We start from the raw sequence: 25181 nt of genomic DNA, 5'->3' as shown, positions 1-25181 counted from the left end.
TTATGGAGCAAAACCCGCAGTCACAGCTGAAGCTACTTGTCACCCGTGGTAAGGAGCAAGGCTATCTGACCTATGCTGAGGTCAATGACCATCTGCCGGAAGATATTGTCGACTCCGATCAGATTGAAGACATCATTCAGATGATCAACGACATGGGCATCCAGGTGGTAGAAGAAGCCCCGGATGCTGATGATCTGATGCTGAATGAAAACAGTTCGGATACTGATGAAGATGCAGCAGAAGCCGCTGCGCAGGTATTATCCAGCGTAGAATCCGAAATTGGCCGGACGACAGACCCGGTCCGCATGTATATGCGCGAGATGGGGACAGTAGAACTGCTGACCCGTGAAGGCGAAATCGACATTGCTAAGCGTATTGAAGATGGTATTAACCAGGTTCAATGCTCCGTCGCAGAATATCCGGAAGCAATCACCTACCTGCTTGAGCAGTATGACAAAGTTGAAGCCGGTGAAACCCGTCTTTCCGACATCATTACCGGGTTTGTCGATCCGAATGCTGAAGAAGATCTGGCACCGACAGCGACACACGTCGGGTCTGAACTTTCAGAAGAAGATCGTGACGATGATGAAGACGAAGAAGACGAAGACGACAATTCAGATGACGATAACTCTATCGATCCTGAACTGGCGCGCGAGAAATTTACTGAACTCCGTGCTCAGTATGAAGTGACCCGCAACGTCATCAAAAGCAAAAGCCGCAGCCATGCTGACGCTATTGTCGAAATCCAGAACCTGTCTGAGGTGTTTAAGCAGTTCCGCTTAGTGCCTAAACAGTTTGATTATCTGGTCAACAATATGCGTGAAATGATGGATCGTGTCCGTGGTCAGGAACGCGCCATCATGCGACTGTGTGTTGAAATCTGCAAGATGCCGAAGAAGAACTTCATCACGTTGTTCACCGGGAACGAGACGAACGATACCTGGTTCAAAGCGGCTCTGGCGCTGAAGAAGCCATGGTCTGAAAAACTGCAGGAAGTGCAGGACGACGTTTCCCGTGGCCTGCAGAAGCTGTCACAGATCGAAGAAGAGACCGGCCTGACGATTGAGCAGGTAAAAGATATTAACCGTCGTATGTCTATCGGTGAAGCGAAAGCCCGCCGTGCGAAAAAAGAGATGGTTGAAGCTAACCTGCGTCTGGTGATCTCGATTGCTAAGAAATACACCAACCGGGGTCTGCAGTTCCTGGATCTGATTCAGGAAGGTAACATCGGTCTGATGAAAGCCGTTGATAAGTTTGAATACCGTCGCGGTTATAAATTCTCGACCTATGCGACCTGGTGGATCCGTCAGGCGATCACCCGTTCGATTGCTGACCAGGCAAGGACTATCCGTATTCCGGTACACATGATCGAAACCATCAACAAACTGAACCGTATTTCACGTCAGATGTTGCAGGAAATGGGTCGTGAACCTTCACCGGAAGAACTGGCTGAGCGTATGCTGATGCCGGAAGATAAGATCCGTAAGGTATTAAAAATCGCCAAAGAACCGATTTCGATGGAAACACCGATCGGTGATGATGAAGATTCACATCTGGGCGACTTTATCGAAGATACCACCCTGGAACTGCCGCTGGACTCTGCAACCTCTGAGAGCCTGCGTTCAGCAACCCATGATGTTCTGGCCGGACTCACTGCCCGTGAGGCAAAAGTTCTGCGTATGCGTTTCGGTATCGATATGAACACTGACCATACCCTGGAAGAAGTGGGTAAACAGTTTGACGTGACCCGTGAGCGTATCCGTCAGATCGAAGCGAAAGCCCTGCGTAAACTGCGTCACCCAAGCCGCTCAGAAGTGCTGCGCAGCTTCCTGGATGACTAAATAACGGCTCCGGTGGATCCACCGGTTGCTGAAAGAAACATAAAAAACCTCATCCTGATGAGGTTTTTTTTTACCGCAATCCGGCGGTCGGTGCTCAGACCAGCCGGACATCCACGCCGGCAGTACGGAGTTGTTCCGTTACCCGGGCTTCGGCTTGTTTGCCGGTGATCACCATATCGATGTCTGACGCCCGGCTAAACAGCATTCCTGCCCGCTGGCCGATTTTACTGCTGTCCACCAGTACCACCAGCTTCCCGACATAGTTCCGGACTTTCTGCTCGCTCATCGCACTCAGCATATCCGTTTTATATAACCCTTCGCCTGTCAGGCCGACGCCGCTGGTAAACATCCAGTGCCCCGCATACAAGTCAGCATCACTGCTTTGCGGCGCCAGGGTTATCGATTGCTGTTTATTGTACTGCCCCCCCATAATCACTACCCGCTCATGCTCATGTTCAATGAGGTAATTCGCCAGCGGCAGATAATTCGTAATTACCTGAATATCTTTACCACAGAGTTCCTGACCCAGCAGAAACGCGGTGGATCCGCAATTGATCACCACGCTTTCCCCGGGCTTACAAAGTGCGGCCGCGGCCTTGGTAATTCTGATTTTTTCATCCAGATGGCTGGCTTGCTCAATATTCAGCGGGGTCCATATCTGGCGGGATATATTTAATACCTCTGCGCCGTTACGTACTTTACGCAGCTGCCCGTTATCATTCAGCTTATTAATATCCCGTCGCGCAGTGGCCGGGGAAACATCAAACGTAGTCATCACATCGGCGACAGAAAGGTGCCGTTTTGTATGCAGCAACTCGAGGATGGCGTGATGCCGCTGAGATTCAGTCATGAAAATTCCGTTACAAGGTAAACATCCGGGTGAATTATAGGCGCACTCGTTGATTATTAATATCATTTTTCTTCATAAGTACGCACCATAAAACGACCCTTTACCTCACAGGAAAGCTTTAAAAGGCAGATCCGGCTCCAGAGTAAAGCAATCATCAAAACCGCGCGGATAATGATATTCGAGTTTATCTTTATCATCCGGCCAGGTAAATTTACCGCCAACCTGCCAGATAAAAGGCGCGAAGCGGTACTGAAGACGATGACGCCTCATTTCCCACAGACAGAGGATCTCTTTCGGGTCAGCCTGAAAGTTTGACCAGATATCATGATGAACAGGAATAATGACCTGAGCTTTTAATGATTCTGCCATTCTTAGTAAATCAACACTGGTCATTTTATCGGTGACCCCTCGGGGGTTTTCGCCAAATGAGCCCAGAGCAACATCTATCGAATACTGGTTACCATGGCGGGCATAATAATTTGAATAATGGGAATCCCCACTGTGATAAAGCGAGCCACCCGGAGTTTCAAACAGATAGTTAACCGCCCGTTGGTCCATCCCGTCGGGGAGAACCCCGGCGGCCTGCTGCCCGGCGGGTAAGGTGATTAACGCCGTACGATCGAAGGAGTCCAGTACAATAATTCGTGTATCTTTAAGGGTAATGATATCCCCCGGCACGACTACCCGGCACCTCTCGCGCGGGACGCCCCAGCCTACCCAGATATCCACGCAGGACTGCGGCCCGATAAACGGAACGTCCGCAGCACAATTCTGCATGACTGCTGCAGCCACATTCACGTCAATATGATCATTATGGTCATGGGTCGCCAGAATGGCATCCACATTATGGATAGCAAAGGGATCCATAACAAAAGGGGTCGTACGCAAATTAGGTTGCAGCGCGACCCCTCCGGACATGCGCTGCATCTGATGACCGGCTTTCATCCGTGGATTACTGCGCGTCTGTTTGCCGGTACCGCACCAGAAATCCACACACAAATTCGTTCCTGCCTCGGACTTCAGCCAAATCCCGGTACATCCCAGCCACCATACTGAAAAGGTCCCCGCAGCAACATCGGTCTGTTCAATCTCCTCATTCAGCCAGCTTCCCCATTCAGGAAAGGTACTCAGCACCCATGATTCCCGGCTGGTTGTCGTTATTTTGCTCATAATCGTTTCTCCATTTTTCCGTAATGAACCAGAAACCCAAAAATAATCATAACAAATCACATATGATCATTACTGAGAGAAATTACCACCCTTTGATAATCACCGCAATATAAATCCGGATAGCGTTTTTTTCTATTAACGTCATGATATGAATACGTTAAAGCCTGTATTTCCTGTTTTCGATCACAAAACACCAACTTACTGAACGCTCAGGGAATTAAAAAACAACCAGTGAAGACGATCACAAATAATCAAATCCAATCTTTTTGTGATGTATTGTGATTGTTATGGTGAGGCCACTGAATAAAAGAACTCAGACAGCGGTAGGTCTGCCGTTCGTGCGGAGGTATCTGTGCAGATATCTGTGCGCTGTAGCCAAGGTTTTGGAGAACTGTATGGAAATGCTATACACCCTGTTCACTGTTTTTTTTAACCAGGTATTGACCAATGCCCCTTTGCTACTGGGATTAGTCACTTTGCTGGGCTATCTGCTGTTACGCAAAAGCACCACTGTCATTATCAAAGGCACTCTGAAAACCATTATCGGCTTTATGCTATTGCAGTCAGGTTCCGGCATTCTGACCAGCACGTTTAAACCGGTTGTCAGTAAACTTTCGGAGGTTTATCAGATTAACGGTGCCATCTCTGATACTTACGCCTCTATGATGACGGTTATCGATCGGATGCAGGGTGCCTACAGCTGGGTCGGTTATGCGGTATTACTGGCGCTGGCACTCAATGTCCTGTACGTCCTGCTGAAACGGCTCACCGGTATCCGGACCATTATGCTGTCGGGACATATCATGTTTCAGCAGGTCGGGCTAATCGCCGTATTTTTTTACCTGTCAGGTTACGGTATGTGGACCACCATCATCTGTAGTGCGGTGCTCACCTCTCTCTATTGGGGCATCACTTCCAACATGATGTATATCCCCACCCAGTCCGTGACCGAAAACAGCGGTTTTTCTATTGGCCACCAGCAGCAGTTTGCCTCATGGATTGCCTGTAAGCTGGCCCCGTATCTCGGGAAAAAACAGGAGAGTGTGGAAAATCTGTCGCTGCCGGGCTGGCTGAATATTTTCCATGACAACATTGTTTCGACTGCGATTGTGATGACGCTATTTTTTGGAGCCATCCTTTGCTCGTTCGGTATACCGACATTACAGGCAATGGCCGGAAGCACTCACTGGACTCTCTATGTTCTGCAAACCGGGCTGATGTTCGCCGTGGCGATTTTTATCATCGTTCAGGGCGTCAGGATGTTTGTTGCTGAACTGACCGAAGCCTTTAATGGTATTTCACAACGTTTGATTCCGGGAGCCGTACTGGCGATTGATTGCGCGGCTATCTACAGCTTCGCGCCCAATGCCGTGGTCTGGGGATTTATGTGGGGAACGGTCGGCCAGCTGATCGCCGTCGGTCTGCTGATGCTGATGAAGTCTTCAGTCATGATTATTCCGGGCTTTATTCCGATGTTCTTTTCTAACGCCACCATCGGCGTTTTTGCCAACCATTATGGCGGCTGGCGTGCGGCACTTAAAATTTGTCTGGTCATGGGAATGATTGAAATATTTGGATGTGTCTGGGCAGTCAGGCTGACCGGGCTGGATGCCTGGATGGGGATGGCCGACTGGTCGATCCTCGCTCCGCCTCTGATGCAAGGCCTGCACGCCGGACTGTGGTTTATGGGCGTCGTGATCATCATCGCCCTGGTCTATATGTATCGTTCAGCCCGCCGCTTACATCACGAAGAAACAGCCGCCAAAAACATCCCGTAGTCTGAAGATCCTTCACAGGAGGTCCCCCAATGACAGTAAGAATTCTGGCAGTTTGTGGTTGCGGACAGGGAAGCTCAATGATCATGAAAATGAAAGTTGATCAGTTTCTCAGCCAGCAACAGGTAGACCACAGCGTCAATAGCTGTGCCGTCGGTGAATACAAATCGGAACTTAACCAGGCGGATATTATTATCGCCTCCACCCATGTTGCCGGAGAAATCAGTGTCAGCGGCAATAAATATGTTGTCGGGGTTCGAAATATGCTGTCTGCGGAGGATTTTGGCCCCAAATTAATGGCCATCATCCGTCAGCATTTTCCGGCGGATCTGGCGGGGGGTAAGACTGATGAAACTGAGTGATTCTCTCAGAGACAATAACTCTGTCAGGTTACAGGCGGAAGCTGATAACTGGCAGCAGGCGATAAAAATAGGTACCGATCTGCTGGTCGGGGCGGGCGTCGTCCTGCCAGAGTATTACGAGGCCATTCTGGCCGGCGTCAGACGGTTCGGGCCTTATTTTTTATTAGCCCCGGGCCTTGCCATGCCGCATGCCCGCCCGGAGGAAGGGGTACTACGTAACGGCTTCGCGCTGGTAACACTAAAGACCCCGGTCTGTTTTGGTGACGAAGATAACGACCCGATCGACATTCTTGTGACCCTCGCGGCCTGTGATGCCAGAACGCATCAGGAGGAAGGCATTCGCCAGATCGTACAGTTATTTGAAGACCCAGAAAATTTTCAGAAAATACGCGACTGCCGCCATCCGCAACAAGTCCTGGAACTGATTAATCAATCCTCATTACCTACCGGACACTAAGGAGTACCGATGATGGAACGTCAATGGCCAATGCTACAAATCGCCCTGGATAATTTATCTCTGGATCAGGCGTTTGTCACAACCCGGCTGATTGCCGGTGAGGTCGATATTATCGAGGTTGGCACCATTCTGTGTGTCAGTGAAGGAGTTCGTGCCGTACGGGAAATAAAAGCGCTCTATCCCGGACACATCGTCCTGGCCGATGCCAAAATTGCCGATGCCGGGAAGATACTCTCAGAGATGTGCTTTAAAGCGTCTGCAGACTGGGTAACCGTCATTTGCTGTGCGGATATTAATACCGTGAAAGGTGCTCTGCAGACCGCACATCAGTATGGGGGGGATGTCCAGATAGAGCTCACCGGAAGCTGGCAAATGGCACAGGCTCACGACTGGTATGATGCGGGCGTTCGCCAGTTGGTTTATCACCGCAGCCGGGATGCGCAAGCGGCAGGGGCCAGCTGGACAGGGCAGGACCTTGCAACCTTGCAGCAGCTGAGCGATATGGGCTTTAAACTGACCATCACCGGCGGATTGGTCGTCGACGATCTTCCTCTGTTCAGCCATCTTCCGATACATGCCTTTATTGCCGGGCGCAGTATCCGCGATGCCGCTGACCCTGTTGCCGCCGCCCGTGAGTTCAGACAGACGATTCGCCATATCTGGGGATAAGGACGCACCATGCCATACTCTGAGCCGGTATTACTCGGTATTTACGAAAAAGCATTACCTCCTGATAACAGCTGGCCACAACGTCTGGCACTGGCCGCCGAACTGGGCTTCGGCTTCGTCGAGATGTCGATAGACGAAACAGATCTGCGACTGGCCCGGCTGACATGGAGTGATAAACAGAGACTGGAGCTGGTTCAGGCGGTTATCACAACCGGTGTCCGTATCCCGTCACTCTGCCTGAGTGCTCACCGGCGTTTTCCGTTGGGCAGCGAAGATCAGGATATTCGCCGCAGGGGATTGCTGATTATGGAACAGGCTATCCGGCTGGCGCAGGATCTCGGGATACGGGTTATTCAGCTTGCAGGTTACGACGTATATTACCCGCAGGGAAATCCCCGGACGCGGCAGCTTTTTCGCGAGGGTCTGGTACAGGCCGTCGCGATGGCCAGTAAGGCCCAGGTCACACTGGCGATGGAAATCATGGACACCGGGCTTATCAACTCCGTCAGTAAGGCCCTGGGTTACAGCCATTATCTCAATAATCCCTGGTTTCAGCTTTATCCCGACATTGGCAATCTTTCCGCCTGGGATAATGATGTCGAAATGGAACTGCTGGCCGGTGCCGGACACATTGTCGGCGTCCATGTTAAAGACACCCGGCCCGGAGAGTTTAAAAATGTGCCGTTCGGTGAAGGCGTGGTGGATTTTGAAGGCTGTTTTCGCACACTGCATCAAAGTGGCTATCGGGGGCCATACCTGATTGAGATGTGGAGCGGCGAGGCAGAAAATTCGCGCCAGCAAGTCGCTGCCGCCCGACGCTGGGTCACCGAAAAAATGCATGTCGCAGGCTTAATCATTGGAGGGTAAAACGATGCTGACAGAATTAATGCAGCAAGTGTATGAGGCCAATATGCAACTCCCGGCCCATCAGCTGGTGACCTATAGTTGGGGAAATGTCAGTGCCATTGACCGGGAAAGCGGACTGATGGTCATCAAGCCCAGCGGCGTTGCCTATGAAAAACTGCGTCCTGCCGATATGGTCCTTGTCGGACCGGACGGTCGCTATCAGGGACCTCTGCGGCCTTCTTCTGATACGGCAACCCATCTGGCCCTCTACCAGAAATATCCGGAGTTGGGTGGGATCGTGCATACCCACTCTCCCTATGCGACTGCATGGGCCCAGGCCAGGCGATCGATTCCTGCCTATGGTACGACCCACGCCGATTATTTTTACGGCGAGATCCCCTGTACCCGCCCGTTAACCCGACAGGAAGTTGACGGCGATTATGAACTGAATACCGGTCAGGTGATTATCAATACTCTGGAAAATCGCTCTCCCCTGCAGGTTCCGGCCGTTATTGTTGCTCAGCATGGGCCTTTTTGCTGGGGAGCGGATGCGGCGGAAGCCGTGCACAATGCCGTCGTATTGGAGGAAGTCGCGAGGCTCGCCTGGCTGAGTTGTCAGCTCAGTCAGCAACCCGGGGCGATCCCGCCCTATCTGCAGAATAAACATTTCAACCGTAAGCATGGCGAAAACGCTTACTACGGACAAAAATAACATAGCCGGTTGCGGGGGTTCTGCCTCCGCGTATCCGGCATTTTCCGCCGCAAAGTTGAGTGTACTCTGTCAGGCGATATTCAGGGGCGGTCCGGATTTCCTGCTGCCTTAAAATAGCCACTGCAAGAAACCGTTAACCACCATTAATTTCCTTCTTCAACTTCCTTTACGCCTGATGAGAGCAATAACATAATAATGTGACTCCCGGAAACCGCTACCCTTCATTATTCTGACGGTGCAGAGAGTATCGGCGATGCCGGGAAGCTACGCTTTATTCCCTGACCGGAAAGGCCGTGTTATGGCTTTCAGGATTAATCATGGGAAGACTGTCGCCATACTTTCACGACTTAAGACATGCTACTCTGCGGCGAGCCAGTCATCTGATACTCAGGACACACCCCATGATGTTCAGCCAGTTCCGTCAGGCCATTAAAAACTTTACGCCGTCTGCCGGCCGGCAGATCCCTCAGGCATTTTTACTGGGTCAGGAAGGTCCTCTGACCGAGTATTATATTCCGTTTGACTACCTGAACCCGGCAGCCCGCATCGTACTGGTGGGGATCACCCCCGGCTACCAGCAATGGCTGCATGCCGTGACTGCGGCCCGGCAGGCCTTGCTGGCGGGCCGCAGTGATGATCAGGCCTTATTCCTTGCCAAACAGCAGGGAGCATTCAGCGGGGCGATAAGAAATAACCTTATCCCGTTACTGGATGCTGTCGGGCTGGCCGACTGGCTGGCCCTCCCCTCCTGCCGTGAATTATTCGGGGAGCATCAGTCACTGGTACATTTTACTTCGCTGTTTAATCAGCCGGTCTTTCTGAACGGCAAAAATTATAATAATACCCCGTCATTCCGCCAGTCAGCGCTTCTCAGGCATAGCATTGAACGCGGGTTTGCGGCAGAAGCCGCGCAACTTCCGCAGGCGGTCTTTGTGCCGCTGGGGCCGGTGGCAACACAGGGGGTGGCGTTACTGGTTCAGCAACAGCGGATCGATCCGGCACGGGTACTGGCGGGTTTACCGCACCCTTCCGGCGCAAACAGTGAAAGGATCCATTACTTCCTGGGGAAAAAATCGCGGGAGGCCTTATCGCGGCAAACTAATCCGCAACAGCTGGATGATGCCAGAGAAACACTGATCCGTCAGGTCGCGGCACTGCCGGCCCTCCGCTGAAGGCCGGGGTGAGTTTCGTGTTGCGACAGGCAGTTCTGCCGCAACACGCACCGCGATCAGCTCTCCGTCGCTGGATGATAGGTCATATACTGACGCTGGATAGCTATCTGGTCGGCAATATATTTGGCGTCATGCCAGACCCCCCAGATAAATGTCGATCCCCGGCGGGATAACCAGGGTAATCCGAGGAAATAGATCCCAGGCTCTGTCGAGATCCCGCGCTGATGGCAGGGTTTGCCCTGCTCATCGAACGCATCGACCTGTAGCCAGCTGAAGTCTGTGGCATAGCCGGTGGCCCAGATAATGGAGGTTATGCCTTCGGCGGCGAGATCCAGGCGGAGTTGCGGGTCGGTCATACAAGGCGGATCGGGCAGAATACAATGCGCCTCAGGCTCGGCAGGCAGGTCGAGGCCGTTACGGGCGATATACTCATCGGCTGCCCGCAGCATTCCCAGGTAACTGGCATCACCATTGGCGATATTCTGCACCAGGTCATCCGCAAAACTTACCACCCCCTCCTGAAAACCCCGGGTGACACCGACCAGATTAACGCCTTCGTTCGCAAGTTTTCTGAAATCGATGGTATAGCCGCCGTTGGCTCCGCTCACGGCGATGGTGACATGCTCTTTACCGGGCTGGGTCGTGGTCGCATCCCACTGGCCGAGTACCCCAAGCCACCAACAGAAATCACGCTGACGGTAAGAGCGTGGCGGGCGATCGTGCGCCCCTACTGACAGCCAGACCTTTTTTCCGGCCCGGCAGAGTTCTTCCGCAATCTGTACTCCGGAAGAGCCCGCCCCCACCACCAGTACGCCGCCGGAGGGTAATTGCTGAGGGTTATGATAGTCCGCCGAGTGTATCTGGGTCAGACCGATATCCTGCGGGATCACCGGCGGGATCACCGGTTTCTGGAAGGGTCCGGTCGCAGCGACCACCCGCAAGGCTTCAATCACACCGTCGGATGTCTCGATGGTAAAGCCCGGACGCCCTTCATTACGGGTAACTTTTCTGACATCAATACCGGTGCGGATTGGGGCATTAAAACTGTCGGCGTAGGCCTCGAAATAATCAGCGACACTCTCTTTCGGCGCAAATCCGTCCGGGCTGACATCCGTGAAGGTCATATTCGGAAAACGATCATGCCAGGCCGGACCATTCGCCACCAGACTATCCCAGCGGCGGCTCCGCCAGTGACCGGCAATACGGTTACGTTCAATGACCAGGTGGGGGATTTTCAGGGCCGTCAGGTGTTCGCTCATTGCCACACCTGCCTGGCCTGCCCCTACCACCAGGGTATCGGTTTTCAGTATTTCAGTCGTCATCAGTTCTGTTCCCGGGGTTCAGGGTACAGAATTAGCCTGTACCCGGTAGGTCATCATCAATGACCCCAAGGTAAGGAGGCGACGGAGTTTAGTAAAATACTTAAAAACTGTTCACTGGCGATAAAATCGCGAGGATAACCCGCCGGCGGGCGACATTCGCAGCAATGCCGGAGTAAAAGACACGGCAGAGGATATTCCCAGAAATGGCGGAGCAAAAAACGTCGCAGGCGGTATTCGCAGAAACGTCAGAGCAAAACACGTCACAGACGGTATTCGCAGAAGTGCCAGAGCAAAAGACGCGGCAGGCGGCATTCACAGAAGTGGCAGAATAAAAGGAGTCGCAGACGATATTCGCAGAAAAGGCGGAGCAAAAGACGCCGGCAGGTTTCAGGCCGGTCGGAATGACCGGCCTGAGCCATCAGCCCAGATATTCGATAACCGACAGTCCGCCATTGTAGTCCGTACTGTAAATGATCCCCTGTGCATCAACGAAAACATCACAGGACTGGATCACCTGCGGGCGTCCTGGCCGGGTATCCATCATTTTTTCGGGGGCCGCCGGCACCAGCGCACCGGTTTCTACCGGCCGGTAAGGATTGCTGATGTCATACGCACGTACCCCGGCATTCTGGTAGGTCGCAAAGATCAGCGTGGAACTGACAAAGCTGCCCGGCCGGTTTTCATGCAGGTTATGTGGCCCGAAATGCGCCCCTTTGGCAATATAATCGGCATCTTCCGGCTGCGGAAAGGTCGAAATACTGACCGGGTTGGCCGGGTCCCGGATATCAAACAGCCAGATCAGTTTCTCCCCGTCCTGCTGCTGGTCGAGCACCGCTTCGTCCAGCACCACCAGTAAATCCCGGTCCGGTAACGGGAGTGCTGTATGGGTGCCGCCACCAAACGGCGGGCTCCAGTTACGATGACTGATCAGTTCAGGGGCTGTGCGATCTTTGATATTCAGCAACGTCAGTCCCCCGTCACGCCAGCTCCCGTAGGCCGTATCTCCGCTGATGATCGCGTGATGCAGAGCGTAACGCTTACCTTCCGGCCAGTCCGGAACTTCCCCGGCCTGCTGATTCATGCCGGGCAGCCACCATTTACCGGCCACCGTCGGATGACGCGGGTCCGCTAAATCGATGGTCAGGAAGATATAATCGCTGAAACCGTCCAGCAATGCCGACACATAGGCCCAGCGTCCCCCCACATACCAGATGCGGTGGATACCAATCCCCCCGAGTGACAGAAAACTGATCTCACGCGGGTTGTGTGGCACCGAGATATCAAAAATGCGCAGACCGGCACTCCAGCCATTGTCCTGCACATCACTGACCGTCTCACCGACCTGCCGGGTGTAATAAACTTTCTCATCGGCGAAGCGCGCATCCGCAAACAGATCGCGGGCGTTGATCACCAGTAACAGATCGTCATGGGCCTGCAGGTGTATGTTCCAGGTGCCCGGCGGCGCGGCTATATAATTCACCGTCTTCGGCCGGGAGGGATCCCGCACATCCACCACCGAAAATCCGGAGGAGACCATATGCCCGATATAGGCAAACCCGCGATGGACCATCAGCTGGACTCCGTCCGGCCGGCCCCCCTGATCACTGTGCCCGATAAGCCGCATATTGCGGCTGTAGTCCGGTTGCGGTAGCGCGCTCACAGGGATCTTACTTCGCTTTAGCTTCGAGGGTGGCAAACCACGGTGCAACGAAATCCTGCGTCGCTCCCCAGCCCGGAATAATTTTCGGCAGGCTGGCCATGTTGACATCACCGCTCTGCTGATTCAGCAATGCCTGTGATACTGAATCTGCTTTAAATTCATAGGTCGCTGGCGTTTTCTCACCGGCAATCTTCAGCGCGACCAGACGCACATTCGTCGCACCGATCAGCTGCGGATCGACCGCCGCCGTCATCTGCCACGGGCTGTTTTTGCTGTGCATCATCTGCAGATCCTGGTTGGAGATATCAATGCTGTAAAGCTTGATCTCTGTCCGGCCATTTTCCTGTAAGGCTTTATAGGCGCCCTGGCTGAACGCGTCCCATGATCCCCAGATGGCATCGATTTTACCTTTCGGATATTTCGCCAGGATGGCACCGACTTTATTGGCGGTATCGCCCTGTACATCACTGGACACCGCACCCAGAGATTCCAGCTGTTTAATGCCAGGGTTCTGTTTCAGCAGCTTCTGGTACTCTTTTTCACGACGATCCATCGGCGGGAAACCAGCCACCCATAGCTTGACGATATTTGCTTTGCCGTGGAAATCCTTCACCAGTTGTCCAAACGACATATCGGTCAGGGAAGCATCATCCTGACGGGTCACGGTCACGCCCGGAATATTGTCAGGAACCGCCGTATCAAAGACAGAGACCGCAATACCGGCCTGAGTAATACGCTTCACCAGGGCTTCTGAGTAAGGTGCCCGGCCCTGTGACAGGATGATCCCGTCATATTTTTGCGTAATCGCCTGATTCACAAAGTCCTGGAAACGCGCGTCATCACCGTTGCTCAGGAAGGTATTCACTTTAAAGCCCAGTTTTCTCGCCTGTTTGATAGCCCCGGCGACAAACTGGGTAGTGTTATCATCAGATCCCAGGTTACGGATCACCGCAATACGGATTGGGCCGTGGTGACCGGCAATGGCCGCCGGTACCGGCGTCGGGGTATCGGCAAATACGGGAGCGGTGCTGAACAGGCTTAATGCCAGTAATGAGAATGCAATCTTTTTCATGTTCTGTCCTGTATACCCGCCTGTGATCAGGCTGATTATTATCATTGTGCTGCCGCCCGGCGTGCCGGGCCGGCGGATCGGTGTTTGCGGATCATTGCTGCTGACCGTCGTCTTTCCTTTCGCCCTGGCGGATAAAAAACATGTCTGCACGTTTATCCGTCTGGATGTCCAGACGTCATATTACATAATCACCTGACCGCTGGCTACCCTCTGTCCGGGGAGAGATTAAAAATATTTCAGATATTTTCAGGGCTGGTAGCGGAGCCCGGCGAGCTGCAGATGATGGATCATTTCGCGGATAAAAACGAAATAACAGAGCGTATCGGCCTGCGGGCCGGTCAGCGCCAGAGGAGAATAAGAAAGCTGTTCAGCAACACGATTAAATGCCACCTCAACGCCATCGGGCGTCATGGTGGTTTCGCCCGCCAGAAAGTCCGCACACACTCTGCCCAGTAACGGGTCATGACCTATCGCCACCTCTCCCGCAGGAACGATTCTGCCTTCTGATTCCAGCACTTCTTCAATCCGGTAAATCAGTGTTTCGGTCGCCAGCGCATCTGTCTGACCGGCGATAAATAACCCGGCCGCGGTGGTCTGATAACCGCCCTGTAAGCTGGCTATCGGCTGTCGCTGCCGGTCATAAAATTCCACGGCGGCGGGTAACACAGAGAAGACAAACTCGCTCATCAGAACTCCTTTTTCGGCCGAAGGCCGCATAACCCGCCGGAAGGTAACCGGGGGTGCGGCGTCTTAACACATCTTTTACGCTTTAGTGAATATACATTTCTGTCGTCCGGTTGCTAAGCTTATTCGCCAGCAATGCGGCTAAGGCGTTGCTGATGATCCTCCGTCCTGAGACACCCGTAGTTTCCCCGGCAGATGCCGGTCGGGACGGATACCCGCTTGCCAATAACGGATACTCAGGTGATGAAATCTTTGATGCTCTTTTGCAGGTTGCTGGCTGCCGGCCTGCTGCTCTCGCTGTTCAGTCCGCTGACGAAAGCGGCCACATTGCCGGTGGTCAAACCGGTCATTGACTGTAGCGCGCTGGCGCAGCAAAATTTTTCGGCACAAACCGGGGCGGCGGTGACTATCCTGTCCGCCCGCAATGAAAACAGTGAAAAAGGGACGTACTGTAAAGTTTCTGCCCGCATCGCACCGGATATCGGCGTTCAGGTTGCGCTTCCGACCGAACACTGGACCCAGCGCTTTCTGCAGGTAGGTTGTGGCGGATTATGTGGCACAATTAATCTCAGCCTTTCGAATACCGGTGGTTGTGTGCCTGCAATGAATGGCGAATTTGTGGTGGCCGCGACCGATATGGGCCACAGCGGCAGCATGATGGATGCCCGCTGGGCTGAAGATCCGCAAAAACGGATCGATTTTGCCTGGCGAGCCAATCACCTGACGGCGCTGCTCTCCAAAGCACTGATCTCGGCGCTGTATCATCAGCCACAGAAATATGCCTACTTTATGGGGTGCTCTGACGGTGGCCGCGAGGCCCTGATGGAAGCCCAGCGTTTTCCGGAAGACTTTAACGGGATCAGTGCCGGCGCACCGGCAGCCTTCTTCTCTTTCCAGAACTCCTTCTTCCATGGCTGGAGTGTGGTGGCCAACGAACGTGAAGACGGCTCTGCTATTCTGTTAGCCGCCCGCCTGCCATTCATTCACCAGACGGCGCTGGCCCACTGTCCGACCTTATCCGGAGTTAATGACGGCATTCTGCAAAACCCGTATGCCTGCCATTTCTCACCTTCCTGGTTCAGAATATGTAAGCCCGGTGACACCGATCACTCCGCCTGCCTGACCCGTGAAGAACTGGGCGTCGTCAGCCGCTACTACGAAGGGGCAAATGCGGGTCATGGTCATCAGTTTGTACCGGGTGGCTTCCCTATTGGCTCGGAACTCCGCTGGCCGGTTCCCGCTACCCGCGACGGAACCTCTCCGGCGGAATCGATGGTATTACCGGCACTGCAATCGGTATTGCTGCCCCCCGGTAAAAACACTATCCGTTCTATGCGCGATTTCCCGCTCAACCAGGCGGATTTCGACAAAGTCGCCCGCTATGCTCCGCTGTATAACGCGGCGAACACCAATCTGGCACCTTTCCGTGCGCAGGGCGGTAAACTGATTATGTGGCACGGACTGGCGGATGACTCAGTAAGCCCGGCGTTCTCGCTGGCCTACTATCAGGGCGTCGTCAGAACGCTCGGCCGGAAGGATACCGATACCTTCCTGAAGCTGTTCCTGTTACCGGGTGTGGCACACTGCGGGCGCGGTGAAGGCTACGATCAGGTGGATTTACTGACACCTCTGATGGCCTGGACAGAAGACGGTAAAGCGCCTCAGGCACTGATCACCGGTAAGCTTCTGAAGGCCGAAGCTGAAATGCCGGCCGGTCCTCCGCCGTCTTCCGCCAGCGCGGCCCAGACAGCGTTCCACGGGGTTCAGCGTCCCGGCAAACCTTATGCCAGCGCGATGCCGGCACTGAAAGCCACCCGTCCGGTGTACCCTTACCCTGATATTGCCGTCTACAAAGGGGAAGGCGATAAGAACCAGGCGTCTTCCTGGAAACCCGTCAAATCAGAGGCGTTTGCCGCCTTTCATGTCAATGCCCCGGCCGCTGACTTTATCGGCCCGGACAATCAGAAAGACTACAAAGTCGTGGGTGATCAGCTACAGGTGATTAGCCACTAACCCCCTGCGGTGATATTACGGGGCTCTCCCCGTGATATCACCGGTGATTAGTGCAGGCAACACTGTTTGAATTTTTTGCCGCTGCCACAAGGACAAGGGTCATTACGACCGGCTTTGACCTCTGCGATAAACGGCTGGCTGACCTCGCCATCGCTGCGATGCTCCAGCCAGTAGCGGTGCAGTGCCAGTGATGCCGGTAAAATCGCGTCGATACTTTCTTCGTAAGCTTCCGGGCTTAAGGTTTCCAGCACAGGGAATTTCTCTTCCTGCCCGTGTAGCGCAATAGCATCCAGCGCAGGCTGTAATGCCGCCGGTAATTCCGGCCATCCCCCGAGTGCCACTCCGCGCAGATAGCCGAAACACCATTCCTCAACGATGGTAAATTCCTGACCTTCTGTTTCACGGGAGCCAAACAGCGGTTCAAATTGATCAGGATAGTCCGACAAACGCTGGTCGATGTCGTCGAGATGCTGGAAAGTGAGGTTCATAAAGCGTTCCATTTCGCGTTCAGAACTCCAGCGCGGCACCTTACCGGCTCCGCCCCACACTTCTACCAGCCATCTTTCCGGCTCTACCATGACCGGCCCTGACAGGATGGCCGTAAGGAAACCATCCAGCCCGGAAACATCCAGTACGGAATCGTCATCCCCGTATTTCATAAAAATATCATCCAGCCATTCCAGCTCTTTCTCAGTCAGTGGACCCTGCGCCATCTTCTGTTACCTCGTTTCTGTTTCCGAAGGATATCGGCATCGATCAATCGGTGATTATAACAGTTCCGCCCGTGACGGGCAGTCGTCAGTATAAAGTGAACACTTCCCCCGCCAGCGGCCAGGGAGACCCGCGCCCCGGTGCACCGTAAGAGCGGCCTGCGGGCAATGCCGGTCAGTTAAACGTTTTATGAATATAAACTCATCATCATGCTTACCGGGAAAGGCCTGCGCCCGGTATTCAACCAGGCTCAGGCCAGTCTGGCTGCCTGAAACCGATCGTCCGGCTTTACGGGAACTGTTCATTTCAGGGCCGGGCTTCCTGAAGTGACCGGCATTAAGCCTGCGGGGCGGCTTATCTTCTGCCACGCTGAGTGCCCGGCCCGGAAAAGGGTCGGGTTTCAGGTTAGTCCGCAGATGCCATCAGTTTGATGACAAAGGGCACAGAATCCCTCAGTGAAACATTCACCGTGTCACCATGGTTCATGCCCGCATACTCTTTTATTTCTACCGGCGTACCCGCGGCTTTAACATCCCGGGCAAACTGCTGTTGCATGGCCGTCGGCACATTGATGTCTTTCAGACCGATACCGATAAACACCGGATGGTTAATTTTCAGGGTGTTATAGCGCAGAGAGGGTAACTGCGTGTCCAGCAGTTTCTGGAATCCCGGCAGGAAACTGTTGCTCCCGTTCAGCCCCTTCTCCATCACATGCTGTGTTAGCGGAGTAATGCAAAGGCGGCTTGCCAGCCTGACATCCGCAATCGCCTCCTGACGGAAATAGTCTTCAGCCTTCAGCGACTTATTCTCATCGGCTGCCGACAGGAAAATATAATAGGCATAGGGCATTTTCGGGTCGCCGCCGGTGATCCCCTGGTCCGGTTTGAAGATAGCATTCACAGAGGTCGCGGCGTTGATATAAGGGGTCCCGGTCAGCACGGTGCCCAGTACATGCAGTGACGGCGCATACGCTGGCTGATAACCGGACGCCGAAAATGCCGCATGTGCCCCCTGTGACTGGCCGACAATAATAATTTTATTACTTAGCGGGAAGCTTTTCAGTGCGGCCGTAATGCTGTCCAGCACACTCCAGGCCTCTGCACGTGCGTTCAGATAATGATGCAGTCCGCGGGATCCCAGCCCTGCATAGTCCGGGGCAACCACCGCAAACCCCAGCGATAGCCAGGTATTCAGGTACTGCTGGTCACGTGAGGAACGGGGGTTCAGAGACGGGGCGCATTGGGTAGCCACTCCGACGGTTCCGTGGGCCCAGACCACCACCGGCCAGCCCCCGCGAGGGGCCGGGCCTTTCGGCAAAAATACCGCCCCGGTATCTTCACGCCGGGTTTTTCCGTCGACCCCGCTGACCGACGTGTAATGGATCAGATACTGTTCAGAAGCTTCCTGCAAGCCGTGATCGGCAGGCAGAGGACTTTTTTCCAGTAACACGCCATTCGGTGATAACGATACCGCCCCGGCATGCTGTGTTATCGCAATCAGGCTCATTGACGATATCAGTAGTGCGCCTGCGAATTTATTCATTTGTCACTCCTGCCCTGGCTGAATAATGACGGAACGTCAGGATAGTCACCCGGACGGTAACCGCCGCTGAGTGAGGTGTATTGATTTGCCACAGAAACGGCTGCCCCCCGGCGGCGCCGGGCTTCATATCAGGCTGGTAGCGTCCTTCCTCTGCCGGAACCGTAACGCTGAGAAAGGGCATGAAGGTATCATCATACTCTGCCGCCTGTGACAACGGATAAAGCAGGCGCAGGTATCGCCCGGAGGGGCTATCCCTCACCTGACGATGATGAAGCACTGCGAGATGTACCCCCGGGCGATACCGGTGACATCCTGCCGCGCCTGACGACGATAGATAAATACCTTTTCAGCATATTCCCCGCCTCCGTCGCTGTAAATCTGCATCCGCAGATCAGCAGATACAAAGTCGGACCCACGACGTAACAGGGTCAGGCCCGCAAAATAATATTAGCAGTGTTAATGAATTACCTCGCCGTGCCCGGAAAAGATTGTTCAGCCCGCCTTATTCTTCACGCAAATACCTCCCGGTCATCTGTCCCGGGCAAAGCGCTGACGGCGGCAGACTGCCTTAATTTTTCTGTGAGTTCCCTGTGTTCCGGCGCAGGCTCCCCTGTGGCATACCCGCTAAGCAACGATCAGGCCGCCCTGCAGAGTGCGAGCCGCCCGCAATACTGTCAGTCAGACATTGCGGGTTGTCTGAAAACCCGCCGGCAGAATACGAGGAACGTCAGCCTGCCCCTGACATCTTCCGGGGAAGATACGCCACAAAATACCGTGCTCCTGTCAGGCCGCCAGCCATAAAGAATAAAACACATTAAAAAAACCTTACGCTGCCAAAGGTGTCATACGTGCAGCCATCACCCCCGATAATCGGTGAAAACAGCCTGTTAACCCATGAGTTACCGAACCGATCCTGACACGGATTTCCGGAGCCTGACGGCGTGTTAGCAGGGGTTGTGCAACACGCAGATCCCCTGCCGAATATTCCACCGCTCACCACGGCAGCAGAATACCCACACTAAAATTAACATTTATTTTCATTTTGAAATATTTTATAAGAAGTCTTCTGCAACCGGCGAACATCGGGGTCATCCCTTATGACGGGGACAGACCCCGGCCCTGCCGGCCATTGCAGATACTCTGCCCTCCCTGTTCGGGATATCTGATTTCATTGGTGATTTAAAAGGTTGTTATTAATGAGAAATGCGGTAAAAAATGTTGTTTCCAAAGCGTTCAGGATGTCGTCGGTCGCCCTGTTTTTAGCAACGAATATCGCTTATGCTCAGGAGAGTCATCCTTTACTTCCGGAGCATAATCGCGTGCAACCACAAACCGTATTGATTGGCAGCTGGACCGGTCAGACCACCAACCCCCTCGCACAGAAAGCCGTGTATCCAAGTGAAGGGATCTACCGTTTACATCTGAACCCCGACGGAACACTGTTACCGCTGGATGTGATTGAACTGGCGAACCCGTCATGGATTGTGTTCAGCCGTGACCACAAGTACGCCTACACCACCAACGAAAGTGAGAATGGCGAAGTGACTGCGCTTAAAGTGACGACTGAAGGGAAGCTGAAAGTCATTAATGCGGTCAGCAGTCAGGGTGAACATCCGACGCATGCGACGCTGACGCCGGACGGCAAATATCTGCTGGCGGCTAACTATTCAGCTACGAAGAAAAATGCCGGATTTATTCTATTCCCGATAGAGGCACAGGGGAAACTGGGCGAGGCTGTCCAGCATGTTCCGTTTGAAAAAGGCTCAGGAGTGGTTACCGGACGCCAGGACAGCGGCCATGCGCACTCGGTCAATATCACCCCGGACGGTAAACGGTTATTTGTCGCCGACCTCGGTGCCGATACTGTACATGCTTACCGTTATCAGCCTGACAGCAAGACACCGTTTGTGGCGGATACGGCTGCCGATGTCCATTTCCCGGCCGGAGCCGGTCCCCGTCATATGACATTTTCCCCTGACGGAAAATTCGCTTATATTGTGACCGAGATGGGTGCACAGATCCACGTTTACCGGATAGGTGAACAGGGCCTTACCGAAGTCCAGACCGCGAACCTGACCGGCAGCCAGTCAGAAGAAGATAAGAGCGGAGCAGGTATTCTGTTCAGCCCGGACGGCAAGTTCCTGTATGCCGGTAACCGCCGGAACCGTAATGAGATAGTGGCCTTCCCGGTCGATAAAAAGACAGGGAAGCTGGGGGAAGGCAAAGCCTACCTGGCCGGGGGCATTGAACCCCGTGCTTTTGCCTTTGATAAGAGCGGGCAATATATGCTGGTCGCCAATGTCTATTCCAACAATGTGGTGGAACTCTATCGTGATGCGAAGGACGGCTCACTGAAATATACCGGGATCAGCGTACAGATCGGCAGCCCGACAGACGTTAAATTCTTACCCTGAGGACCTCACGTCTCAGAAAATCATCCTGCGGTCCGGATAGCCCGCTATCCCGGGCCTGGATGAACCGCTGACGAACCGGCGGGAGCACGCCCTGTGACGTGCCCCCGCCTTTTTTGATCGACCCCGCTGCCCTTTCCGGCAGCAGAGCCGCCGGTTTCACACCGGTCAGTGGATAATCGTATCCAGGATCAGCACACCGGCCAGCCCCAGTACAGAGATCAGCGTTTCCATCACCGTCCAGGTTCTCAGCGTTTCGGTCACACTCAGATTAAAATACCCTTTGAATAACCAGAACCCGGGATCATTCACATGAGAGGCAATGACACTGCCTGACCCGACCGCCAGCACCATCAGCGCCGGATCGGCATGTGTTACTGCGATAATCGGCGTGACAATCCCTGCGGTGGTGATCGCCGCCACGGTCGCGGAACCCAGCGCGACACGCAGCATGGCCGCCACCGTCCAGCACATCAGCAGAGGAGACAGGGAGGAGCCTTTCATCATACCGGCAATGTATTCCCCGACACCGCTGTCGACCAGCACCTGCTTAAATGCCCCGCCGCCGGCGATAATAAAAACAATCATGGCGATGGAGGCAATCGACGAACTGCACATCTCCATCACATCTTCCGCTTTACGCCCGTTGCGCAGCCCCAGGGTAAAGACGGCGATCACTACCGAGATAAACAGAGCCACGGCAGGGTTACCGATAAATTCAAAAAACTGCCGTACTGCATTCTCTTTCGGCAGGGTCAGTTCGAACACCGCCGCCACTGCCATCAGGATCACCGGAATAATGGCCGCAAAAATACTGATCCCGAAGCCCGGCATTTCATGCTCAGCGAAGATTTTCGGGTTATATAGCCCTTCCGGCGGTTCTTTTTCGAAGTTTTTCAGGAACCGGGAGAACAACGGCCCGGCGATGATCACTGTCGGAATAGTGATCACTATTCCGTATAGCAGTGTCGTCCCGAGGTTAGCCCCGAAAATAGTGGCGATAGCCGTCGGCCCCGGATGCGGCGGCAGAAAACAGTGCGTCACAGAAAGCGCGGCTACCATAGGCACACCGACATATAACAGTGGCATTCCGGCCGCTGCCACCACCGTAAAGACCAGCGGTAACAGCAGAACAAAGCCGATTTCATAGAACATGGCCAGGCCGACGATCAGGCCGGTCACCATCAGCGCCCATTGCACCCGCTGTTTACCAAAGGCATTGATCAGCGTGGTTGCCACCCGCTGGGCGGCCCCGGTATCTGACACCAGTTTGCCCAGCATGGCACCGAAGCCCAGTATCATCGCCAGACTGCCCAGCGTACCGCCGATCCCCTTCTGAATGGATGCGATAACTGCCAGCGGTGTCATACCTTCCGCAATCCCCACCACGGCAGAGACGAAAACTAATGCGATAAAGCCATTGGCTTTAAAGACAATCATCAGTACCAGCAGGAGTACGACTCCCAGCGCTATTATAGTAATCGGCATAATGCAGCCCTCTGAAAACACGGTGTAAACCACCCGGTAATATCGCCATCCCGTTGCCTGAGGCGGGGTTTTTGCAGATAAGCCCCGTGCCTCAGATGACGGATTTAGAACGTCAACTGCACTTTTGCTGCCTTTTGCTTATCGCCCGCGAAATTCAGCGCAGCGTCGATCTCATGATAGTCATATTCCCCGCTGAACAGAGGCAGCGGATCGATCACCCCCTTGCCCAGCCATTCCACTGCGGTCGCGAATTCGGTGGTAAAACGGAAAGAACCGGTTAAGACGATCTCTTTGGAAATCAGCTGCATGATCGGAAATTCAGGGATATTGCCACCCATCCCTACCTGCACAAGAGTTCCTTTCGCCCGGGTCACCTCCAGACAACGATTCAGGGAGGAAGGATGACCGGAGGCTTCGAAGGAGACATCGAAATACCCTTTCTCCGCCAGATAAGGAGAAAAATCCCCCCTGGCCGCCTCTATCGTCGTGGTTGCCCCCATCGCTTCCGCCATTGCCAGTGATCGTTCACTGACATCCGTACAGACCACCTCTGCGGCCCCTCTGGCCCTGGCCGCGGCGGCAATCAGGCAACCTATCGGCCCGACACCGGAAATAAACACTTTTTTGCCCTGCAACTCGCCGGCCTGATGGGTGGCATGAATACATACTGCCAGCGGTTCGGCAAACACCATCACCTTCTCATCGGCCCCGGCCTCAAAGGGAACACACTGACGGGTTTCCACCACTTTATACTGGCTGAAGCCGCCATCCACATGCGGGTAATACATGGCACTGCCAAAAAAGCGCATGCCGGTACACTGGTTATCTTCGCCGGAACGGCAATATTTACACTCTCCGCAGGAGGCCGCCGGATTAATCGCGACTTTCTGCCCTGCCTGTAAGGACGGGTCATCGCTTTCCACCACATAGCCCACCACTTCATGACCGAGCACCATCGGCATTCTGACCTCGAAATTACCGACTTTACCGTGCTGGTAATAGTGCAGATCCGAACCACAGATCCCGCCACGGGTAATACGTACCAGGGTACCCTGTCCCTGATAGCTGACGTCTTTGCTCACGACCTCAACCTGATGTTTGCCATTGATCATGCAAGAGTCTGTAAGGGTACTCATAATCGTCCTCTTAAAACGCACAGATACAGGCGCTTATCAGAACGGTATTTGGATGTTAAATCTGTGATGTATATCGATTAAGAGAATGTTTCAGGGGACATTGTTACCCGTAACGTGAGCCGCGTAACACTTTGCGGGCAGCGGCGGGAGACAGGGAATGCAGTGCGCTGCGGATTACCGCAACAGAGTGAAATCCGTTCAGAAAAGATAATGTATGGATAAACGCGATACCGGGGGCGAATAATGTCGTCATGCAGAGCCTTTCCGGCGGGGCCTCTTACAACGCACCGCGCTAAGCGAGGGCTCAGCCAACCCCTTTCGAAGTATTGAAGGTAATCTGTGCGTTATATTCACGCGGTAAACGTCTGGCTTCCAGGTAGACCGATTTCCAGTAAGGATTATTCAGCGATGACCGCATAACACCGCGGCTGACGGAGGCATGCAGGAACTGACGATCAGTATCGTAAAAGCCGACATGCAGTTCATTTCTGATGCGGAAGAAGACTAAATCGCCCGGCAGTAAATGGGCCTGATCCACCGGTTCCCCCATATGGATTAATTGTTTGGTGGTGACCCGGTCCATCGGGATGTTGAAACGGTCTTTTAAGGTTCGCCAGACAAAGCCCGAACAATCGACGCCGGTGAGCTGAGTGCCGCCCCACTGATATTTAGTCCCTTCCCAGGAATGCATCTGGTCGTGCAGCGCAGCAAGAACGTTAATCAGATCCGATTGCTGATTTTCCTGAGCGAGAGTTTCCCCCTTGTCTTCGGTATTACGGGAATGGGAAGAACACCCCGCAAGGGTCATCAGTAACAGGCAGGTCAGAATTTTACGGGTGGCAGGGGGAGTCATCGTGTAATTTTCTCAATTCAGCCGGGGGGTCTGAAATATATACCTCAAAAAATTGCAGGATATAAACAGATCACCCCCGAAAAGACGCCTTCTTCGGGATATTTACACAGCTTTACATTAGTTAATCCTGAAATGCAGAGATTTGGGTAAAAATTACCGTCCCGTAACACAGCAGGTTCTCTGCACCCCCGTCACTGACAGATTCAGCATTGAACCGTCTGGCGGGCGGCTGCACGCTTTTCCGCTGCCCGCAGTCGTGGAATGGATGAGCACGTATGGCTGACCACACGATCACTGCCACGAAATTACACCATGACTGAACCGTGCCCCATCGCGTGCGTGCAATAACAGACCGCCGGTATTGTGGTGGGTCCGGGTTTGGGTGTGGGTCCGGGTTTGGGTGTGGGTTTGGGTGTGGGTGTGGGTGTGGGTGCT

Annotated in this window: 24 protein-coding genes; 11 read left to right on the top strand and 13 right to left on the bottom strand. The window is 53.8% G+C overall.

Going from position 1 to position 25181, the window contains the following annotated elements; translation table 11 throughout:
- The first annotated feature begins 2 nt into the window (after positions 1 to 2).
- Positions 3 to 1841, top strand: a complete 1839-nt coding sequence (gene rpoD, locus JK223_RS15315; protein WP_212715016.1) for an RNA polymerase sigma factor RpoD — start codon at positions 3 to 5, stop codon at positions 1839 to 1841.
- 94 nt (positions 1842 to 1935) lie between these two features.
- Here the strand turns inward: rpoD and ulaR are convergent, their stop codons facing one another.
- Positions 1936 to 2691, bottom strand: coding sequence for an HTH-type transcriptional regulator UlaR (gene ulaR, locus JK223_RS15310; RefSeq protein ID WP_212715015.1), 756 nt, complete (start codon positions 2689 to 2691; stop codon positions 1936 to 1938).
- A gap of 105 nt (positions 2692 to 2796) precedes the next feature.
- Positions 2797 to 3861 (bottom strand): L-ascorbate 6-phosphate lactonase, encoded by a 1065-nt coding sequence (gene ulaG / locus JK223_RS15305; RefSeq protein WP_212715014.1) that lies wholly within the window; start codon positions 3859 to 3861, stop codon positions 2797 to 2799.
- A 395-nt stretch (positions 3862 to 4256) separates the two neighbouring features.
- Between ulaG and ulaA the strand changes: the two genes are divergently transcribed.
- The 7 genes from ulaA to JK223_RS15270 all read left to right on the top strand — a co-directional run bounded on the left by ulaA (position 4257) and on the right by JK223_RS15270 (position 9854).
- On the top strand, positions 4257 to 5639 hold the full coding sequence (ulaA, locus tag JK223_RS15300) for a PTS ascorbate transporter subunit IIC (RefSeq protein WP_212715013.1): 1383 nt from the start codon (positions 4257 to 4259) through the stop codon (positions 5637 to 5639).
- 29 nt (positions 5640 to 5668) lie between these two features.
- A complete protein-coding gene (ulaB, locus tag JK223_RS15295; RefSeq protein WP_212715012.1) occupies positions 5669 to 5998 on the top strand; it encodes a PTS ascorbate transporter subunit IIB in 330 nt (109 codons plus the stop codon).
- Positions 5985 to 6455, top strand: coding sequence for a PTS ascorbate transporter subunit IIA (gene ulaC, locus JK223_RS15290; protein ID WP_212715011.1), 471 nt, complete (start codon positions 5985 to 5987; stop codon positions 6453 to 6455). Before ulaB ends, ulaC begins: the two co-directional genes overlap by 14 nt.
- A 12-nt stretch (positions 6456 to 6467) precedes the next feature.
- Positions 6468 to 7124, top strand: a complete 657-nt coding sequence (locus tag JK223_RS15285) for a 3-keto-L-gulonate-6-phosphate decarboxylase UlaD (RefSeq protein WP_212715029.1) — start codon at positions 6468 to 6470, stop codon at positions 7122 to 7124.
- Between the two features lie 9 nt (positions 7125 to 7133).
- Positions 7134 to 7991: an L-ribulose-5-phosphate 3-epimerase gene (locus JK223_RS15280; protein WP_212715010.1), complete on the top strand. Its 858-nt coding sequence runs from the start codon at positions 7134 to 7136 to the stop codon at positions 7989 to 7991.
- 7 nt (positions 7992 to 7998) lie between these two features.
- Positions 7999 to 8682, top strand: a complete 684-nt coding sequence (locus JK223_RS15275; protein ID WP_212715028.1) for an L-ribulose-5-phosphate 4-epimerase — start codon at positions 7999 to 8001, stop codon at positions 8680 to 8682.
- A gap of 401 nt (positions 8683 to 9083) precedes the next feature.
- Positions 9084 to 9854, top strand: coding sequence for a hypothetical protein (locus JK223_RS15270; RefSeq protein ID WP_212715009.1), 771 nt, complete (start codon positions 9084 to 9086; stop codon positions 9852 to 9854).
- Positions 9855 to 9910: 56 nt separating this feature from the next.
- On the opposite strand, the gene JK223_RS15265 is transcribed toward JK223_RS15270, so the two are convergent.
- Positions 9911 to 11176 (bottom strand): NAD(P)/FAD-dependent oxidoreductase, encoded by a 1266-nt coding sequence (locus JK223_RS15265; RefSeq protein ID WP_212715008.1) that lies wholly within the window; start codon positions 11174 to 11176, stop codon positions 9911 to 9913.
- A 203-nt stretch (positions 11177 to 11379) separates the two neighbouring features.
- On the opposite strand from JK223_RS15265, the gene JK223_RS17085 reads away from it, so the two are divergent.
- Positions 11380 to 11508, top strand: a complete 129-nt coding sequence (locus tag JK223_RS17085; protein ID WP_256437207.1) for a hypothetical protein — start codon at positions 11380 to 11382, stop codon at positions 11506 to 11508.
- An 86-nt stretch (positions 11509 to 11594) separates the two neighbouring features.
- Here the strand turns inward: JK223_RS17085 and JK223_RS15260 are convergent, their stop codons facing one another.
- From JK223_RS15260 to JK223_RS15250, 3 genes are all read right to left on the bottom strand, one after another.
- A complete protein-coding gene (locus tag JK223_RS15260) occupies positions 11595 to 12836 on the bottom strand; it encodes an LVIVD repeat-containing protein (RefSeq protein ID WP_212715007.1) in 1242 nt (413 codons plus the stop codon).
- Positions 12837 to 12843: 7 nt separating this feature from the next.
- Positions 12844 to 13908, bottom strand: a complete 1065-nt coding sequence (locus JK223_RS15255) for a sugar ABC transporter substrate-binding protein (protein WP_212715006.1) — start codon at positions 13906 to 13908, stop codon at positions 12844 to 12846.
- A gap of 246 nt (positions 13909 to 14154) precedes the next feature.
- Positions 14155 to 14595: a hypothetical protein gene (locus JK223_RS15250; RefSeq protein ID WP_212715005.1), complete on the bottom strand. Its 441-nt coding sequence runs from the start codon at positions 14593 to 14595 to the stop codon at positions 14155 to 14157.
- Between the two features lie 240 nt (positions 14596 to 14835).
- On the opposite strand from JK223_RS15250, the gene JK223_RS15245 reads away from it, so the two are divergent.
- A complete protein-coding gene (locus tag JK223_RS15245; RefSeq protein ID WP_212715027.1) occupies positions 14836 to 16605 on the top strand; it encodes a tannase/feruloyl esterase family alpha/beta hydrolase in 1770 nt (589 codons plus the stop codon).
- 47 nt (positions 16606 to 16652) lie between these two features.
- Here the strand turns inward: JK223_RS15245 and JK223_RS15240 are convergent, their stop codons facing one another.
- The 3 genes from JK223_RS15240 to JK223_RS15230 all read right to left on the bottom strand — a co-directional run bounded on the left by JK223_RS15240 (position 16653) and on the right by JK223_RS15230 (position 19135).
- Positions 16653 to 17318, bottom strand: a complete 666-nt coding sequence (locus JK223_RS15240) for a YecA family protein (protein WP_212715004.1) — start codon at positions 17316 to 17318, stop codon at positions 16653 to 16655.
- A 403-nt stretch (positions 17319 to 17721) separates the two neighbouring features.
- Positions 17722 to 18858 (bottom strand): lipase family protein, encoded by a 1137-nt coding sequence (locus JK223_RS15235; RefSeq protein WP_212715003.1) that lies wholly within the window; start codon positions 18856 to 18858, stop codon positions 17722 to 17724.
- Positions 18851 to 19135 carry a hypothetical protein gene (locus JK223_RS15230; protein WP_212715002.1) on the bottom strand — a complete coding sequence of 95 codons (285 nt, stop codon included), beginning with the start codon at positions 19133 to 19135 and terminating at the stop codon, positions 18851 to 18853. The genes JK223_RS15235 and JK223_RS15230 overlap by 8 nt, the downstream gene beginning before the upstream one ends.
- A gap of 919 nt (positions 19136 to 20054) precedes the next feature.
- On the opposite strand from JK223_RS15230, the gene JK223_RS15225 reads away from it, so the two are divergent.
- Positions 20055 to 21272 (top strand): lactonase family protein, encoded by a 1218-nt coding sequence (locus JK223_RS15225; protein ID WP_212715001.1) that lies wholly within the window; start codon positions 20055 to 20057, stop codon positions 21270 to 21272.
- Positions 21273 to 21437: 165 nt separating this feature from the next.
- Here the strand turns inward: JK223_RS15225 and JK223_RS15220 are convergent, their stop codons facing one another.
- The 4 genes from JK223_RS15220 to JK223_RS15205 form a co-directional block, all read right to left on the bottom strand.
- Entirely contained in the window at positions 21438 to 22757 is a 1320-nt protein-coding gene (locus tag JK223_RS15220; protein ID WP_212715000.1) for a gluconate:H+ symporter, read from the bottom strand.
- Between the two features lie 104 nt (positions 22758 to 22861).
- Positions 22862 to 23893, bottom strand: a complete 1032-nt coding sequence (idnD, locus tag JK223_RS15215; RefSeq protein ID WP_212714999.1) for an L-idonate 5-dehydrogenase — start codon at positions 23891 to 23893, stop codon at positions 22862 to 22864.
- Between the two features lie 103 nt (positions 23894 to 23996).
- On the bottom strand, positions 23997 to 24146 hold the full coding sequence (locus JK223_RS15210; protein WP_212714998.1) for a hypothetical protein: 150 nt from the start codon (positions 24144 to 24146) through the stop codon (positions 23997 to 23999).
- A gap of 51 nt (positions 24147 to 24197) precedes the next feature.
- A complete protein-coding gene (locus JK223_RS15205) occupies positions 24198 to 24746 on the bottom strand; it encodes an NlpC/P60 family protein (RefSeq protein WP_212714997.1) in 549 nt (182 codons plus the stop codon).
- Between the last annotated feature and the right edge of the window lie 435 nt (positions 24747 to 25181).

This window comes from Tatumella sp. JGM118, from assembly GCF_018257515.1.
Lineage (GTDB): Bacteria > Pseudomonadota > Gammaproteobacteria > Enterobacterales > Enterobacteriaceae > Tatumella > Tatumella terrea.
This window is presented reverse-complemented; position numbering and strand designations above follow the sequence as displayed.

Bases quoted from the DNA above. Each gene is read 5' to 3' on its own strand.
- JK223_RS15240 (WP_212715004.1), bottom strand. From the start codon at position 17,318: ATGGCGCAGGGTCCACTGACTGAGAAAGAGCTGGAATGGCTGGATGAT.
- JK223_RS17085 (WP_256437207.1), top strand. From the start codon at position 11,380: ATGGCGGAGCAAAAAACGTCGCAGGCGGTATTCGCAGAAACGTCAGAG.
- JK223_RS15265 (WP_212715008.1), bottom strand. From the start codon at position 11,176: ATGACGACTGAAATACTGAAAACCGATACCCTGGTGGTAGGGGCAGGC.
- JK223_RS15235 (WP_212715003.1), bottom strand. From the start codon at position 18,858: ATGAATAAATTCGCAGGCGCACTACTGATATCGTCAATGAGCCTGATT.
- JK223_RS15280 (WP_212715010.1), top strand. From the start codon at position 7,134: ATGCCATACTCTGAGCCGGTATTACTCGGTATTTACGAAAAAGCATTA.
- JK223_RS15210 (WP_212714998.1), bottom strand. From the start codon at position 24,146: ATGACGACATTATTCGCCCCCGGTATCGCGTTTATCCATACATTATCT.
- ulaC (WP_212715011.1), top strand. From the start codon at position 5,985: ATGAAACTGAGTGATTCTCTCAGAGACAATAACTCTGTCAGGTTACAG.
- ulaA (WP_212715013.1), top strand. From the start codon at position 4,257: ATGGAAATGCTATACACCCTGTTCACTGTTTTTTTTAACCAGGTATTG.
- rpoD (WP_212715016.1), top strand. From the start codon at position 3: ATGGAGCAAAACCCGCAGTCACAGCTGAAGCTACTTGTCACCCGTGGT.
- JK223_RS15220 (WP_212715000.1), bottom strand. From the start codon at position 22,757: ATGCCGATTACTATAATAGCGCTGGGAGTCGTACTCCTGCTGGTACTG.
- ulaR (WP_212715015.1), bottom strand. From the start codon at position 2,691: ATGACTGAATCTCAGCGGCATCACGCCATCCTCGAGTTGCTGCATACA.
- JK223_RS15250 (WP_212715005.1), bottom strand. From the start codon at position 14,595: ATGAGCGAGTTTGTCTTCTCTGTGTTACCCGCCGCCGTGGAATTTTAT.
- idnD (WP_212714999.1), bottom strand. From the start codon at position 23,893: ATGAGTACCCTTACAGACTCTTGCATGATCAATGGCAAACATCAGGTT.
- ulaG (WP_212715014.1), bottom strand. From the start codon at position 3,861: ATGAGCAAAATAACGACAACCAGCCGGGAATCATGGGTGCTGAGTACC.
- JK223_RS15225 (WP_212715001.1), top strand. From the start codon at position 20,055: ATGAGAAATGCGGTAAAAAATGTTGTTTCCAAAGCGTTCAGGATGTCG.
- JK223_RS15270 (WP_212715009.1), top strand. From the start codon at position 9,084: ATGATGTTCAGCCAGTTCCGTCAGGCCATTAAAAACTTTACGCCGTCT.
- JK223_RS15255 (WP_212715006.1), bottom strand. From the start codon at position 13,908: ATGAAAAAGATTGCATTCTCATTACTGGCATTAAGCCTGTTCAGCACC.
- ulaB (WP_212715012.1), top strand. From the start codon at position 5,669: ATGACAGTAAGAATTCTGGCAGTTTGTGGTTGCGGACAGGGAAGCTCA.
- JK223_RS15245 (WP_212715027.1), top strand. From the start codon at position 14,836: ATGAAATCTTTGATGCTCTTTTGCAGGTTGCTGGCTGCCGGCCTGCTG.
- JK223_RS15285 (WP_212715029.1), top strand. From the start codon at position 6,468: ATGGAACGTCAATGGCCAATGCTACAAATCGCCCTGGATAATTTATCT.
- JK223_RS15205 (WP_212714997.1), bottom strand. From the start codon at position 24,746: ATGACTCCCCCTGCCACCCGTAAAATTCTGACCTGCCTGTTACTGATG.